The organism is Pedobacter suwonensis (assembly GCF_900111825.1).
Lineage (GTDB): Bacteria > Bacteroidota > Bacteroidia > Sphingobacteriales > Sphingobacteriaceae > Pedobacter > Pedobacter suwonensis.
Map to the genome: position 1 here is coordinate 1 of NZ_FOJM01000033.1, position 15,636 is coordinate 15,636.

General features: G+C 37.6%; 13 protein-coding genes. 5 read left to right on the forward strand and 8 right to left on the reverse strand.

What is annotated here, in order from left to right; translation table 11 throughout:
• Positions 1 to 840: 840 nt before the first annotated feature.
• The 4 genes from BM107_RS24295 to tilS form a co-directional block, all read right to left on the reverse strand.
• Positions 841 to 1,287: a KTSC domain-containing protein gene (locus BM107_RS24295; protein WP_090988377.1), complete on the reverse strand. Its 447-nt coding sequence runs from the start codon at positions 1,285 to 1,287 to the stop codon at positions 841 to 843.
• Positions 1,288 to 1,551: 264 nt separating this feature from the next.
• Complete coding sequence (gene bshA, locus BM107_RS24300; protein ID WP_090988353.1) at positions 1,552 to 2,694, reverse strand: N-acetyl-alpha-D-glucosaminyl L-malate synthase BshA; 1,143 nt, start codon at positions 2,692 to 2,694, stop codon at positions 1,552 to 1,554.
• Between the two features lie 490 nt (positions 2,695 to 3,184).
• Positions 3,185 to 3,673, reverse strand: coding sequence for a hypothetical protein (locus tag BM107_RS24305; protein WP_090988355.1), 489 nt, complete (start codon positions 3,671 to 3,673; stop codon positions 3,185 to 3,187).
• Positions 3,674 to 5,005 (reverse strand): tRNA lysidine(34) synthetase TilS, encoded by a 1,332-nt coding sequence (gene tilS, locus BM107_RS24310; RefSeq protein WP_090988357.1) that lies wholly within the window; start codon positions 5,003 to 5,005, stop codon positions 3,674 to 3,676.
• Positions 5,006 to 5,070: 65 nt separating this feature from the next.
• Between tilS and BM107_RS24315 the strand changes: the two genes are divergently transcribed.
• Positions 5,071 to 7,416 carry an OstA-like protein gene (locus BM107_RS24315; protein WP_090988359.1) on the forward strand — a complete coding sequence of 782 codons (2,346 nt, stop codon included), beginning with the start codon at positions 5,071 to 5,073 and terminating at the stop codon, positions 7,414 to 7,416.
• Positions 7,417 to 7,502: 86 nt separating this feature from the next.
• On the opposite strand, the gene BM107_RS24320 is transcribed toward BM107_RS24315, so the two are convergent.
• Together BM107_RS24320 and BM107_RS24325 are read right to left on the reverse strand one after the other, a co-directional pair.
• Complete coding sequence (locus tag BM107_RS24320; protein ID WP_090988361.1) at positions 7,503 to 8,078, reverse strand: non-canonical purine NTP diphosphatase; 576 nt, start codon at positions 8,076 to 8,078, stop codon at positions 7,503 to 7,505.
• Between the two features lie 124 nt (positions 8,079 to 8,202).
• A complete protein-coding gene (locus BM107_RS24325) occupies positions 8,203 to 8,856 on the reverse strand; it encodes a hypothetical protein (RefSeq protein ID WP_090988363.1) in 654 nt (217 codons plus the stop codon).
• Positions 8,857 to 8,996: 140 nt separating this feature from the next.
• Between BM107_RS24325 and BM107_RS24330 the strand changes: the two genes are divergently transcribed.
• From BM107_RS24330 to BM107_RS24345, 4 genes are all read left to right on the forward strand, one after another.
• The gene (locus tag BM107_RS24330) at positions 8,997 to 9,548 is read left to right on the forward strand and encodes a hypothetical protein (RefSeq protein WP_244278904.1); all 552 of its coding nucleotides are present in this window, start codon (positions 8,997 to 8,999) and stop codon (positions 9,546 to 9,548) included.
• A gap of 54 nt (positions 9,549 to 9,602) precedes the next feature.
• Complete coding sequence (locus tag BM107_RS24335) at positions 9,603 to 10,964, forward strand: peptidylprolyl isomerase (RefSeq protein ID WP_090988367.1); 1,362 nt, start codon at positions 9,603 to 9,605, stop codon at positions 10,962 to 10,964.
• A 5-nt stretch (positions 10,965 to 10,969) separates the two neighbouring features.
• Positions 10,970 to 11,932, forward strand: coding sequence for an AAA family ATPase (locus tag BM107_RS24340; protein ID WP_090988369.1), 963 nt, complete (start codon positions 10,970 to 10,972; stop codon positions 11,930 to 11,932).
• Between the two features lie 387 nt (positions 11,933 to 12,319).
• Complete coding sequence (locus tag BM107_RS24345) at positions 12,320 to 12,841, forward strand: hypothetical protein (RefSeq protein ID WP_090988371.1); 522 nt, start codon at positions 12,320 to 12,322, stop codon at positions 12,839 to 12,841.
• A 634-nt stretch (positions 12,842 to 13,475) separates the two neighbouring features.
• Here the strand turns inward: BM107_RS24345 and BM107_RS24355 are convergent.
• Both BM107_RS24355 and BM107_RS24360 read right to left on the reverse strand, forming a co-directional pair.
• Positions 13,476 to 14,363 (reverse strand): glycerophosphodiester phosphodiesterase family protein, encoded by an 888-nt coding sequence (locus tag BM107_RS24355; protein WP_090988379.1) that lies wholly within the window; start codon positions 14,361 to 14,363, stop codon positions 13,476 to 13,478.
• A gap of 189 nt (positions 14,364 to 14,552) precedes the next feature.
• Complete coding sequence (locus tag BM107_RS24360) at positions 14,553 to 15,623, reverse strand: IS110 family RNA-guided transposase (protein WP_244278905.1); 1,071 nt, start codon at positions 15,621 to 15,623, stop codon at positions 14,553 to 14,555.
• Between the last annotated feature and the right edge of the window lie 13 nt (positions 15,624 to 15,636).

Sequence of the window (15,636 nt, forward strand, 5' to 3'; positions counted from 1 at the left end):
ATAGATCCGTATAGCTACTGCGCTTAACTCTACGGATAGAAGAGGATTCATTTAGAGTTCAGCAATCAGACGGCTGCCAAAGAATTACTATGGTCTGAATACCTCGATTTTGAATAACCAATAAGTGAATTTAATTCAGGATCTTTATAGAATAATAGATACTGAAACAAGTTCAGTATGACGGATTTCCACAAGCAATCGTCACCCTGAACCTGTTTCAGGGTCTTAAAAGACTGCTTTTTAACACATAATCATGGAAAGAGGGGCAGCCTCATGATTATGAAACCGTTGCTGCTTCATAGTTCAAGTAGAACAAGTAACCATAAAAAAAGAAGGGTAATTCATCTGGAGTTTAGCAACCAGCATTTACCTAAAGAACTGCACTGGTCAGAGTATTTTAATTTTTAGTTGCCAAATATTTAAACTTCATATCTATCCATAGCGTTCCGAAGGCTCTACGGATTACCGAAGGGATATGAGTCTGTGAATCGTTAAGATTGCTGAGTTATAAACTCAGCGCTATTCATAGATCCGTAGAGCTGCTGCGCTTAACTCTACGGATAGAAGAGGAGTCATTTAGAGTTCAGCAATCAGACGGCTGCCAAAGAATTACAATGGTCTGAATACCTCGATTTTGAATAACCAATAAGTAAATTTAATTCAGGATCTTTATAGCATAATAGATACTGAAACAAGTTCAGTATGACGGATTTCCACAAGCAATCGTCCCTGAACTTGTTTCAGGCATTTAAAGCATGATAAATACTGAACAATTGCCATAAACGACATAAAAAAGGCCCCGGTTTTCATCGGAGCCTTTGAGATAAATATTATCATGTATTATGCCGGTTCTGCAACCCTCGACACATTACGATAGGGAAATTCATTAAAAATATGCCTGCGGGCGAAGCGACCAGGAGAATCAGCATTCACCAGTTTCACATAGATTGCTTTTGGCACGTCAAAATATTCATAAACACTTCCATCAAAAAACTGGATATTTAAAACCTGTTGTTTGTATTCAAAATCCTGAATATTCGACAAAGTAGTTGTTTGTGTGTAAGTTTCAATGTTTTGTTCACGCGTTTCCGGCGCAATACTCACCAGGAAATGATAAGCTTCGATAATCTGTTTACTTCTCGCTTCTGCATCCAACTTCTCTTCTTCCTGCTGAAATTTATCAGGGTGACAATCTTTCATCAATGTACGGTACACAGATTTGAGCTCCTTTAATTCAGCATTTTTATCTACGTTTAAAAGCTTTCTGTAATCAACTATTTTCTTCATTTGGGATAACCTCTTTTTAATTTTCTCGAAATGATTTGGGAATTTCCAAATACCAAACCGTTTCAAGCTGCAAAGATACGATTTATAATCATTTGATTTTGAGAAAGTTTAATTTGTTAATATTACCGATACGAATGATCAGCTAAGGGAACCCTATGCAACAATAAAGTTTTTTAAACACAAATATATAGATCAATACAGATATGATCCATAAACACCTCTTTTGCCGTGATTAAAAATTAAAATACAAGAAAATTTAGTCAGTTAATGTTTAGGCTGCAAAGCGTTCTCCATTACTTCTTTATAATAGCTAACATAAACCGGTAGAATCTTTTTTAAATCGAAATCCTGCGCCCTTTTAAACGCATTTTCTTTAAATTGGTTTAGCGTTTCGTCGTCTTTTAAAATTTCAATGGCATGGGCAGCCATTGCCTCAACATCACCAACATTGCTCATATAACCACAAAACCCATCAACATTAAGTTCAGGCAAACCACCGGCATTCGTGGTAATTGCCGGCACTTTACAAGCCATTGCTTCTAATGCAGCCAAACCAAAGCTTTCAGATTCTGAAGGCATTAAAAAAAGATCGGAAACGGATAAGATTTCTTCTACCGCATCTTGTTTCCCCAAAAACCTCACATTTTCACAAATATTCAGAGAGCGGCAAAGTTGTTCATCGTAAGCGCGTTCAGGCCCGTCGCCTACCATTAATAGTTTCGATGGAATAACGGACTGTACTTTTTCAAAAATCCTGATTACATCAGCCGTACGTTTCACTTTTCTGAAATTACTGGTGTGGATTAAAATGCGCTCGTTATTTGGTGCAATTGCTTTTTTAAAGTGTCCTTTTGCCTGCAAACTAAAGCGTGAGAAATCTATGAAATTGGGTATTACCTTAATTTCTTTTGTAATTTCAAAATGGTTATAGGTATCCTCTTTCAAATCTTCCGAAACGGTAGTTACACCATCGCTTTGGTTAATAGAAAAAGTAACCACGGGTTTGTAGGTTGGATCTTTACCCACTAACGTAATATCGGTACCATGCAAAGTAGTAACCACGGGGATATGAAGGCCATAACTTGCCAGAATCTGCTTCGCCATAAAAGCAGCAGAAGCGTGTGGAATGGCATAATGAACATGTAATACATCTAGTTGCTCAAAACGAACAACATCTACCAGTTTACTGGCCAGTGCCGATTCGTACGGGGCATAATCGAAAAGCGGGTAGTCTCTTACCGATACCTCGTGATAAAAAAGATTGGAAGAAAAGAAATCGAGCCTGGCAGGCTGACTATAAGTAATAAAGTGAACCTGGTGCCCTTCGTTAGCCAGCGCTTTACCTAGTTCTGTTGCAACTACTCCACTACCACCAAAAGTGGGATAGCAAACAATTCCTATCTTCATTGTAAATGTATTGTTGTTACCGCAAATGTAGCCGATTTTAATCTATAATGCGTGTCGGTTTATTGCAATAAAAATGGCAACCTTTCTTTGTTTATGTTTTTCGGGAGTGGTAATAGCGACGTTAATGTAAATTGCAGGATGATTATCTATCGTTTGTAATGTCTCATGTCTTTATTTTGGAGCGCAGGGCTTTTCGGACCTATCAAAGCTAGTTCCTGCTTTACGCTATAGCCCTCGTACCTCGGGGCTGTCGCTACAATCAGGGCTAAAAACTTAAGGCGGTAGCAGAGAAAACAGACATAGTAGCATAAACCCGACAAACCTAAACCCGATAGAACGAATGCTCGCCGTTTTTTTAACGGCAGCAGCAGAGATAGCGGGACAGGATTGCCCCATAATCTACTGCAACTGCTTTCCAAAACATTTGCAGCTTCCAGATTGCCTTTACAACTCACATTTTTCCGATCTCAGATCCGGCTTATCAAGAAAACTATTTCAGATTTCTCATTTCCTCTTTAATTACAAGGAAAAGTTCATTTGGACGTTGCGTACCAATAAAATACTCTAAACCATCCCGATCGGTTAGCACCACAGCATCCTTACCAGATGAATAAAAACGGATCGTTCCTTTGGTGTGCAGGTTGTAAACCGGGTTATTGAAAAAATAACGACTATAGGTAGCCTTACGTACATCAACAATACTATTAAGATCAATCTTAACGCGTTTGGTCGTCCACAGGCCGTCTAAGATGATGCTTCCATTGTCTACCACGATTTTGTACTGGATCAGGAAAAGTAAAAGCATAGAAACACCTATGATGCCGAAGCCTACAACCAGGAAAAGATCCTGCGTATTGTCGCGATCACGTTCATAAACATAAGCAGCAAAACAGAACGCAGCCATAATCAACCTGATGAAAATACGGACATAATCACGGCCAATGTATTGTTTTTCGATATAGGCGTATTTACTTTCCACTTATTTAATTTTGAGTTCGAATATAGCAACTTTTTTTGTTGCTGTAGTTAATTTGTATCGGTTATCCTGCCGCATGCCGGCAATCCAGATAATTTCACCATTCCCGTTAACCAAAATCGGTGTAACCTTCTTCAAATGTAAAGGCACTTTCTCATCAATAAAGTAATCACTTACCTTTTTAGGGTTCCGCATACCCAATGGAATAAATTTATCTCCATTTTGCCAGTTCCGCAATACCAAGGGAAAAATCAATTTATCTGCATTTATAAAAGCTTTGTTCAGATTCACTTCAAATTTTACTTCCATGGTAAACACCAATGAAATTTCTACATTGCCAAATGCAATATTTTCTGTTGTGGGATGGATAAATTGATTAGCCGTAACCGATACACTCTTTTCAACAATAACCAGATCGTTTCTGTTGATAATGGCCTGGTGTGTAGTGCTAAAAAAATGCGTGCCGCTTAATGCCTTTAAACCAGCTATAATTTCATGCACCACGTTTTCACTAAAATTGAATGGCTTAAGTAATTCATAGAGCAGTAGTTTTTGTGGATTTAATCTGAAAATTTCAGCTAAGGAAATATAAATACCATCATTCCTTTTATCCAGGATCTCATGAGCAAGTTTCTGTACCTGAATCGTTAAAAAAGTCTCCAGCTCAGCGAAACGCTCAATATTTTCAACAAATGTTTTTTCGAGATTAGGGTTAATCGCCTGCAGATGCGGCACCACCTCTAGCCTGATTTTATTCCTGGTGTATTTTGTACTCGCGTTTGAACTATCTTCTACAAAATCTATGTTATTAACCCTTACTATTTCATCAATCTGCTGGCGGTTTAAAAAAAGTAAAGGCCTGATCAGCAAATCTCGTTTAGGTAAAATACCATGCAGTCCGCTTATGCCCGTGCCACGGGTAAGGTTAATGAGCAGGGTTTCTAATGCATCATTCTGATGTTGTGCCAGTGCTATGTAATCATACCCAGCTGTACACCTGATTTCTTCAAACCAATTGTAGCGTAATTCGCGCGCCGCCATCTGGGTAGAAATTTTATTTTCGGCTGCATATTTTTTGGTATCAAAATGCGTTACATAGAATGGTAACTCAAAATTTTTGGCCAATAATGCAACGAAACTTTCATCGCGTTGCGCTTCATCGGCACGCAAATTAAAGTTACAATGTGCCACACCAATATCAACGCCTATTGCCTTAAATAAATGCAACATTAAAACGGAGTCCTTCCCCCCGCTTACCGCCAAAAGAATGCGATTACCCTGAACAAATAATTTTTGCTGTTCAATAAAATCCTGAAATTGACTGAGGGGTAACATCCACCAAAAATATTTAATTTTAACTGGTATTCCGAACGTTCGGAACAAAAAACTAACTTTGTAGTGTGCAAAAACTATTTGTCTTTTTATTCCTTTTAATCAGTCCGGCATTTTTATTCGGCCAGCAACCTGCTTCGAAAATTAAAATTGTTTCTTATCAACATATCTCTGGCGATATAAAAAAGAAAGCAACTTATCTTAATTTCCCTGTTTTCCAACAGGACAATGCTACCCTGGCCTGTGATAGTGCGGTATTTTACAGTGAACGCAATTATTTCGAGGCATATAAGAATGTACACATTAACCAGCTTACTACCGATATCTATTCCGATCAACTTGAATATGATGGAAATAAAAAACAGGCACATTTAACAGGAAACGTAAAAATGGTTGATCCTACTTCGGTTTTAACCACTAATATACTTGATTACAATACACTCACCAAAATCGGAACCTATACCAGTGGTGGCAAAATTGTAAATAAGGATGTAACCCTAACCAGTAAAAACGGTTATTATTTTAGCCAGAGAAATGTTGCCTATTTCAAGTATGATGTGGTAGTGGTTACGCCACAATCAACCATCAAATCCGATACGATGAGTTACAACACCCAGGATAAGTGGACCTATTTTTACGGACCGACCAATATCAAGGGCAAAGATGACAACCTGTATACTGAAAATGGCCAATACAATACTTTAACAGAAGATGCTTTTTTTGGAAAGAAAAATCTCTACACACAGGGTACACGATCTTTAAAAGGCGATAGTTTATATTATTATGGTAAACAGGGAATTGGTAAAGCAGTTAAAAACATTGTTTTTTCTGATACGAAAGATAAAATGAAAATGTTTGGTGATTTAGGTTACTATTATAAGCTGGATCAGCGGACCTTGGTTACCCGAAATGCTTACCTGGGTATAGGCACCGAAGATTCGGTAATGGTGAAGAATAAAAAAAGACCTGACAGTCTATGGATGGGTGCAGATACACTTGAGACACAAATGGTATTGCAAAAAACCTTAAAACTAGTTCCAAAAATCTCCATAAAAGCAGATAACCAGGTTGGGGAAGACGATGAAGATGGTGGAAAGAAAGAAAAAGGAGAGCCAAAATACAAACCTGAAGCCGAATTAAGCCAAAAAGAAGATAGGAATAAGCGCAATACCAAGAATAGCAAAACCGAAAAGAAGAAGCAGAATAAAGGCGACACCGAAACTGAAGACCAACTTAATCTGAAAGATAAAAATATTGATAGCCTAAAATCTAAAACAGACTCAATTGGTAAAGGACTGCCAAAAGTTAATTTGGACAGTTTGCAAAAAAACAATATTTCAAAAGAAAAAGCTGATTCAATTAGTAAAAACCTGCCTAAGTTAAAAAGTGATAGTCTTAAAAAACTTGCTGGCAAAACTAACCTGGCTATAAAGAATCCATCGATAAGCAAAATCGATAGTTTACAAAAAAAGGTTATAAAACCCGGCGCTAAAGATAGCTTAACGAAAGCCCTCGGAAATTTAAAAGCCGGAACATTAAAAACCGATACGGCCAAATTTAATCCAGCTGACACCGTTCAAACGCGTATTATTAAGGCCTATCACGGGGTAAAAATCTTTAAAACAAATATCCAGGCCAAAACCGACAGCTTGTTTTACACCAGTGCCGATTCTACTTTACGTTGCTACAACAATCCGATCATCTGGTCGGAAGGTTCGCAACAGGTTGGCGACACTATATTTGTTCAGTTCAAGAATAAAAAGTTAAATAATTTACAGGCTTTTAGGAATGCATTTCTGGTGAATACGCCAAAAGATTCGTTGAGGTTTAACCAGATCAAAGGCAGATTGATGACGGGGTTCTTTACCAATGGAAAATTCAAGACCTTATATGTGGATGGCAATGCCGAAAGTATTTATTATACCCAGGATGACAGCACAAAGGTGTATAAAGAAATGAACCAAACCCTGAGCAGCAGGATAAAGTTCATCTTTAAGGATAAGGAAAATGCCATTGAGGAAATTGTTTATATCAAAGGAATAGAAGGGGCCTTGAATCCCGAAAATACCATTGCAAAAGACCATGTTTTAAAAGGCTTTTCCTGGAAACCTACCGAACGTCCGAAATCAAAAAAAGATGCGATTGGCTCAGCCGGGAAACCTAAGACCAAAGCGAAGGCTAAAACAGTCTTGGGTAAAACTGTAAAAGGTGCAAAACCATTAGCAACCTCTGCAAACAAACCATCAACAAAGGTACCTGCTGTTAACTCCAAAACTAAGCTGGTGAAAGATAGCCTAAAGGTTGATCAAAAATTGCCTCAAAGTAAACCAGCAGATACGACCAACTTTGGCATTAAACCGATATTACCGAAAAAAGACTCGGTTCAGGTGAAAAAGTCAGTTGGTAAAATGTAGTCTTATTCTTGTAGTCGTCACCCTGAATTTATTTCAGGGTCTACGTGGTCTGTAAGATGCTGAAATAAATTCAGCATGACGATAATTCAAATTCCCTTCAAAAAATCCAACATCTTTTTTAGCGCAATAGCCCTGTGACTAATTTTATTCTTTTGTGCCATATCCATTTCAGCAAAAGTAATCTCATAACCGTCAGGCTGAAAAATCGGATCATAACCAAAACCCTTTGAACCTGATAAAGCCGTTCTGATTGTCCCATTTATTACCCCTTCAAAAATATGGTTTCTACCATCCTGCATTAAAGAGATCACCGTTTTAAACCTCGCTTTTCTGTTGGGATTTCCCTCAAGTTTTTCCAAAACCATATTAATATTATCCAGGCTATCCCTGCTACCGGAATATCGGGCGGAATAAACACCTGGTTCGTTATTTAAGGCTTCAACTTCTAAACCGCTATCATCAGCAAAACAGTCCAGATTAAAATGTTCAACAACATAACTGCTTTTCAAAGTTGCATTGCCCTCAAAAGTATCGGCAGTCTCAGGGATATCAACCAAACAACCAATGTCTTCCAGATTCAACACTTCATATTTACCTTCAAGCGCTGCACGTATTTCTTCGGTTTTATGTTGGTTATTGGTGGCAAATACAAGTTTTTTCATTGGTAAAAGTTGGATGGTAAAAAATTGGAATATGGAAAGGTTAAGGTTTCTATATAAAGGTAAGATGTCACATCTTCATACTTTATACTAATTACTTGTTACTAATTACTTGATACTATATAAACTATTTAATTTTCTGAAGGTGCCCCCAAAGCGTTTTTTTAGCATTTAAATCCCTATCAAGATGATGGAGATGTGGCGCATAGATAATTCTGGTGGTTTCATGAACAATGATTTCATTCTGCCAGGTAAAGTTCAACCTCAGGTCGGCAAACTCCACTCCGAAAGATAACATAGTGGCAGGTTTGAAAAACCGGTGCAATTCTACAAAATCCGTTCCTTTATAATTTGAGTAATTTAGGAGTGCAAAATCTGACGTACCTAAATTTACAGCTTTAACAATTTTACGCAACAGTTCCCTGCCCTGCTCGGTACTTACCTCATGCTCACTATCATTCACTAAAATGAGGACTGATTTTTTATTCCCGCCTAAAAATTTAAAGGTTTTTTCAGGTGCAGATTCTGCTACCTGATTAGGAATTTCAGGAGTTTGCGGATAAACTTTAGGGGGATTTGTAGGATTAATCTCCGGAATCTGCGCTATTTCTGACTTTACAACAAGCACTTCCGCAGGTTTAACGGAAACATTTTCGATAGCAGAAACAGGCTCAGCATTACGTAAGGGCGGAATTTGTACGCTTTCATCTTTTACCAAAAAAACCTCTTCAGTAAAAAATAAACGTAAAGCATTCGCATTGTTGGTAACCTGGTTTTCCATTCGTATTTTTGTCGGATAATAATTTCTGTTAAAATTAGTTAAATATCTTATAATAGCGCCGCTAATTGTTACTTTTATCCCTTAAAATTTATAGAGTGCTCTGTGTGAAGAAAGCTTACTCCTTATTTTTTTTCTGCTTGATGTATAGCACTTCGTTTGCGCAAAACGTTGCTGTGGTAAACGGAAAATCCATAAGTGCTAAAGAATTTATGTGGGCATACAGAAAAAGCCATAACGGAATTGTTAGTGCGCCGTATGATACCTTACAAGCCTATTTAAACTTGTACATAAATTTTAAGCTGAAGGTTTTAGATGCACGTGAGATGGGATTAGACAAAAGCGCAGATTACCAGGAAGAAATTAAAACCTATGAGGATGCTCTGGCTACACACAAAAAGGCAGGAGTTAGCAACAAAGATCATGATTTCTTGCTGAATGAATACCGTGAAGGTGTTTTGATGTTCAATGTTTCGGAACAAAAAATCTGGAACAAGGTACAGGAAGATGTGCAGGGTGTAAATGAATTTTATGCTAAAAACCAAAAAAATTATAATAAACCTTTAGGCGAAGTAAGGGGCGAAGTAATTGCCGATTATCAACAAAGTCTGGAAGAAAAATGGCTAAAAGGCCTGAAACAAAAATATCAGATCAAGATTAATGAAAATGAGTTGAAGAAACTTGCCAAGTTATAAACCCTCTGATTTTTTTTGACGATAAGTATTAAATTTGAAAATATAATAAATAGAATGAAGAAAGTTTTTTTAGTAGCAACCGCTTTAATATGCCTGTTTTTAAACAGTTTTGCTCAAAAACACACGGTAGATAAGGTTGCTGCTGTTGTAGGGAACAATATTATCCTGCTATCTGACTTAAACCAGCAATACACCCAATATCTTTATCAGGGAAACCAACCAAACAATGATATTAAATGCAAAATATTGCAGCAAACGCTTACTCAAAAATTACTGAAGCAACAGGCTGAAATCGATTCGGTAATGGTTGAAGACGGTGCTGTAGATGAAGAAGTAAACAAACGTATGCGTTATAGCATGCAACGTGCCGGTGGGCAGGAGCGTTTAGAGCAGTTCTTAAACAAATCGGTATTACAGTATAAAGATGAAATCAGACCATCAATAAAGGATGAATTGATTGCGCATAAAATGCAACAAAAAATCACAGAGAACATTAACGTTACGCCAATGGAAGTGGAAAAATACTTCAAATCATTGGGTGATAGTGTTCCAGAATTCAATACAGAAGTTGAAGTTGGTGAAATCATTTTAAATCCGAAATTAACCAGGGCAGAGAAACAAAAATTCCGCGATAAGATTGAAGCACTCCGTTTAAGGGTTAAAAGTGGTGAGGATATGGGTGTTTTAGCCAAAACCTACTCTGAAGATCCGGGCTCAGCTTCTGATGGTGGTGATTATGGGTTTATCGATAGAAACACGATGGTTAAAGAATTTACGGCCTGGGCATTTAAACTAAAAGCCGGAGAAATTTCGCCAGTGTTCGAAACTGAATATGGCTTCCACTTTTTACAGGTTTTGGAGCGTAGGGGTGAGCAGGTGCATGTTAGACATATTTTAATTATGCCTAAAACTACACCTGAGAGTTTAACACGTTTAAAATTACATGCAGACAGTATTTATAATAACCTTATGGGCAAAAAATTAAGTTTTGCAGCTGCAGCAAACCTTTATTCGGATAATAAGGAAACTAAATACAATGGAGGTATGATGATGAATGCTGAAGATGTACAGGCAAGAAGCACCTTTATTCCGGTTGATAAATTGGATCCTTCGGTGTTTCTGGTAATCGACACGATGAAGGTAGGCGGTATTTCTAAACCCGACTTATTTACTGCCGCTGACGGGAAACAAGGCTACCGTATTCTTTATCTGAAATCTAAAATTCCACCTCACAAGGCCAACTTAGCGCAAGATTTCCCAAAAATCAGAGATGCTGCACAAAGTGATAAAATTAATCGTACTTTAAGCGAATGGTTTCAGAAACGTCGTGAAAGTACATACATTAAAATCGACGACGAATTTAATACCTGTGATGAATTAAAAATCTGGACTAAAACCGCCACAGCCGCAAAATAACACCAATGCAGTATAAAAACGAAGTAGAAGCTGTTGATGCACTTCATCAATCTTTCAACAACATTAAAGCTGAAATAAGCAAAGTCGTAGTTGGACAGGATGACATCATAAAATCTGTTTTGATCGCCATTTTTAGCAACGGACATTGTCTGTTGGTTGGCGTACCCGGATTGGCTAAAACTTTACTTGTACAAACCGTAGCGTCCGTTCTCGATCTGGATTTCAACAGGATCCAGTTTACACCAGATTTGATGCCAAGCGACATTATCGGTGCAGAAATTTTAGGGGAAGACAGGCACTTTAAATTTATAAAAGGGCCTGTTTTTTCCAATATTATCCTTGCTGACGAAATTAACCGTACCCCTCCAAAAACACAGGCAGCACTTTTAGAGGCCATGCAAGAGAAATCGGTAACTGCAGCGGGACAAACGCATGTCCTGCCTAAGCCTTTCTTTGTGCTGGCTACGCAAAACCCGATTGAACAGGAAGGAACATATCCCCTCCCTGAAGCACAATTAGACCGTTTCATGTTCAATATTCAGTTAAACTATCCTGCTTTTGCAGACGAATTGAATATCGTAAAAAACACCACCAGTAATAAAACCACCCAGCTGCAGAAAATCATTCATGCAGATGACATTCAATATTTCCAGAAACTGATCCGTGAGATTCCTGTAACTGATAATGTATTGGAATACGCCGTTAAACTTGTAGCGAAAACCCGTCCGAATACAGAATTTGCTACTGATGCAGTAAATAAATACATTAGCTGGGGTGCAGGTCCGCGTGCTTCGCAGTTTTTAGTGCTGGGAGCCAAATGCCACGCAGCAGTAACCGGAAAATACTCACCCGATATTGAGGACGTAAAAGCGGTTGCCGAACCTATTTTACGTCACCGCATTGTGCGTAATTACCGCGCCGAAGCCGAAGGCTTATCAATTGAAAAAATCATCAAAGATTTACTATAGTAATTACCCAGGCTTTGTAACCTAGCTAGTCGGGATTTGTAATCCCGATTGTGAATATCTATTGAAGCTAATTTAATTTCGCTGATTATTAAGTGGTCGTGGAATGCACAATAATCAGAAATTTTCAGAGCGTTCATGAAAATAATTTGCAATTCACTGAAAATAAATATCTTTGCAACAAATTCTCAAAAATGCTACGTCAACTACATATCCAAAAAATGAACCTTAGCCCGTCTTGTGGCCTAAAGGGTTTGGGTATGGACTTAAGTTTCCTTCCCAATCCTTAGCTCGGTTTTACTGTTTAACACAATAAAATCCAAATCTAAAAATCATTTATTATCCATTTGCTAAGCAACATACTGCTTATCAAAAGCAATTATATCCATTATGGACATTTATACTACTGTAGAAGAAAAATATCTACAGGCTATTGAAGAATTGAACTGGGGTGAATCACCTAAGGCGCTCCAATATTTTAACGAAATCATTGTTTTCGACCCTGATTATGCCAGGGCTTATTTTCAGTTGGGCAACATTTTCCAGATTCATTTTAAAGATTACAAAACCGCAGGCTATTATTACAAACGTTGCATCGAACTTGATCCTGATTTCCAGGAGGTGTACAAACCCTATCTGAAGCTTGTGATTACACTCAAAATGCACAAATTGGTAAAACAAGTTGCAGAAAAGGCTTTACTGGTCCCTGGTGTTTGCGAATCGCACATTTACGAATGTTTAGGCCTATATGCTGAGCAACAACAAAATTTTGCTGAAGCCGCAAATTACTTTAAAAAAGCAGAACTGCTTAATGCTGTTCAGGCGGAGCAAAGTGTTTTACAGGAACACCAAACCCGTATTAGAAGCAAATTAAATAGCACGAAGCGGATGATTTACGACTTACAGGAATAAAGGCGGCATCTCTTATCCTTTTTTACGAAGAGGCTGATCTTAAAATACTATTCGCCAAATTACCCTTGTTATTTTAATTTTGTTACTATCTTTACCACACAATTACAAAGCATAAATTTTAAATCAAAAATATTCGATATGTCAGCTCACGATTCACACGCACCAGTTCAGCAAACAAAAGGCATTTGGGCATTGCCACTAACTGTTTGGATTCTTGTTTTAATCCTGCTTGTGGCTTTCACAAGACCGATTTTTCACCACGGTGAAGAAACTTCTTCACACGAAAAAACTGAAGCACACCACACTGAAGCTCCTGAATCGCATCACTAGGCATTTGTAAAGGAATAAAAAAAGCGCTGAAAATCAGCGCTTTTTTTGTTTTTATCTATTGTTTGGTATCGCACCAACCCGCCAAATGGTATTTAAGATGCTAACACTTGTTTCCAAACAATTTAAAATACCTAATAGCGCAATAGAAATCGCTTCCTATTGATATACCCCTTAAAGCGAACGTAAACTGTGTTTCACAAATCATAGAGTAAACAAGACTTTTTGATCCGTTTTTCAATTAAATTCGAAACTCCATCTTATTCTTAATACGTAGAAACGTTAAGCCTAACTTTACCGACAGAAGCTATTTATCTAATTGTCTCATAATGTTCGGAAAATCGGTAATAATACCATCAACGCCTAAACTTTTGAAGTATTTTACCTCCTTTACTGTATTTACTGTCCAGGGGATAATTTTAATGCCCATGTCATGGCAGCGATCTACCAAACCCTTACCAACCAAAACGGAATAAGGGCTATAGATAGTTGGTTTAAAACCCAATTTTTCGATATAATCTTCAAAAGGCTCTTTTTCATCAATCAATAAAGAGGTCTGTATTTTTGGATATTTCTCATGCAAATACTGTAGTGTACGCATATCAAAGGATTCTATAATCACCCTTTTAGCAATTTTTTTCGAATGAATGACGTCCATAATCAGTTCTACAAATTCCGCAGGTTCTGGGTGAAATTCGTTGTCGCCATTTTTAATCGTTTTTGTTTCAATGCTGTAAACAGGTTTGGCAAGTTTATGTTCTTTAACATAAGCCTCAACCGCATCTATAGTTTCAGAGAGTAAAGGCTTATAAGCTTTAAACTTCATCTGTCCGGGAAAACGGCTGTGAACTTTGCTGCCTACATCAAACTTTTTGATCTCCTCATAATTCATTTTATAGATGTTATAATTCTTTTGCTCTTTTAAAGTAATCGGTTTACCATTGGGCTGCAAAGAAATTTCGTTATTAAAGTAGGGTTCTTGCGAAAGCAGCACTTGTTTATCTTTTGAAATTACGGCATCCATTTCCAGGGTAGTAACGCCTAAATCTATGGCTTTCAACATTCCTTCAACGGTATTCTCCGGCATAATACCGCGTGCACCGGCTTTGCCCTGTACATCGAATTTCCTCTTTTGAGCAGAAACGTTAAAACAAAATAAAAGGAGAACAGAGAAGATAAGTAAATTTTTATACATAATTTTTAAACGTAAAACAGATAATTTTATTGGCGATATTTTTCTTTCGTAGCGCAGATGCAGTACTGTTTTTAACGTTTTTTCCTGCTTTCCACTATATCTTTCCGCTGCGCTAAAAGGATGCCGCATCATCCGATAGATTCTGTGTTAATTTGCAAATAAAATATTTTATTTTTGTTTCATGGGCGGTCAAGAACTAGCCAGTGTAGCGTGCTGATCCTTTAGGTTTAGTGCGCTACTTTCTTTTAAAACCGAGTATTCTTTTTGATATTCCTGTTTGCTATTATAAATCACAAATATCATTTCTAACAGCTTTCTTTGAACTGCTACAAGTGCTTTCATTTTAATTCCATGTTTTGAAACTATCCGAAGATAGATTTCTGTAAAATTTTTATCATGTCTAACCGCTACCAGGGCAGGTAAATACATTGCCTTTCTAAGATGCCTGTTTCCCTTCTTGGATATTCTCGGCTTTCCTTTTACTGATGTTCCCGATTGTTTTTCTTTCACGTTCAAGCCGGCATAGCCTGTAAGCTGCTTTTTGTTTCTGATCAGCTCGAACCCATTTGTTTCAGCCAAAACGATGATAGCGGTAAGTTCCCCAATTCCTGTGATACTACAGATACGTTTTATTTCTCCGGTTAAATTAGCATCACCGTTGACAAGCATTTTCAGATCAGCTTTTATTTCTTTTTCCTGCCTGTTCAACAGTTTAATCCTTTCATATAACCGTTGCAGGCTGCGTTCATTCGGCTCCACTTCAGACTTTTCCGCATGGATCTGGTTCTTTACCGTAACCCGTTCACTTACAATCTGATCGCGCTCTCTTGTGAGTTGTTGGAGCACATGAAAGACTTTCTTGGGCCTGTGCCATTGATCAAGATTTCTTTCCAGCCCAAACTGTGCAATCGCCGCAGAACAGCTTTTATCTGTTATGGTTTTGTCTTCCAGTGTCCGAATGTAATTACTTATTTTATTTGGTAGAACAATCGTTACTTCACGGCCACGGTCATAAAGGTAAAAGGCAAATTTTTGATGATAGACACCGGTAGCTTCCATTACAAAACGAACTTTAAACTCATCACATGAAAGTTTTTTTGTCCAATCCAATAAGGCTAAAAAACCAGACTCATTGTTTTTGAAAACCTTGTGGGCATAAAGATCAATACTCAGATCATCCAACATCCTGCCGGCGGTAACTACCAACTCATTTTGTGCAACATCTACACCCAGTACTTCCTTCAATATTTTTTTCATCATTTTAAGTTTAATA

What these genes read in the sequence shown, in the direction of transcription:
- BM107_RS24295 (WP_090988377.1), bottom strand. Translation starts at nt 1,287, where the DNA reads ATGAAGAAAATAGTTGATTACAGAAAGCTTTTAAACGTAGATAAAAAT.
- bshA (WP_090988353.1), bottom strand. Translation starts at nt 2,694, where the DNA reads ATGAAGATAGGAATTGTTTGCTATCCCACTTTTGGTGGTAGTGGAGTA.
- tilS (WP_090988357.1), bottom strand. Translation starts at nt 5,005, where the DNA reads ATGTTACCCCTCAGTCAATTTCAGGATTTTATTGAACAGCAAAAATTA.
- BM107_RS24320 (WP_090988361.1), bottom strand. Translation starts at nt 8,078, where the DNA reads ATGAAAAAACTTGTATTTGCCACCAATAACCAACATAAAACCGAAGAA.
- BM107_RS24325 (WP_090988363.1), bottom strand. Translation starts at nt 8,856, where the DNA reads ATGGAAAACCAGGTTACCAACAATGCGAATGCTTTACGTTTATTTTTT.
- BM107_RS24330 (WP_244278904.1), top strand. Translation starts at nt 8,997, where the DNA reads ATGTATAGCACTTCGTTTGCGCAAAACGTTGCTGTGGTAAACGGAAAA.
- BM107_RS24335 (WP_090988367.1), top strand. Translation starts at nt 9,603, where the DNA reads ATGAAGAAAGTTTTTTTAGTAGCAACCGCTTTAATATGCCTGTTTTTA.
- BM107_RS24340 (WP_090988369.1), top strand. Translation starts at nt 10,970, where the DNA reads ATGCAGTATAAAAACGAAGTAGAAGCTGTTGATGCACTTCATCAATCT.
- BM107_RS24345 (WP_090988371.1), top strand. Translation starts at nt 12,320, where the DNA reads ATGGACATTTATACTACTGTAGAAGAAAAATATCTACAGGCTATTGAA.
- BM107_RS24355 (WP_090988379.1), bottom strand. Translation starts at nt 14,363, where the DNA reads ATGTATAAAAATTTACTTATCTTCTCTGTTCTCCTTTTATTTTGTTTT.
- BM107_RS24360 (WP_244278905.1), bottom strand. Translation starts at nt 15,623, where the DNA reads ATGATGAAAAAAATATTGAAGGAAGTACTGGGTGTAGATGTTGCACAA.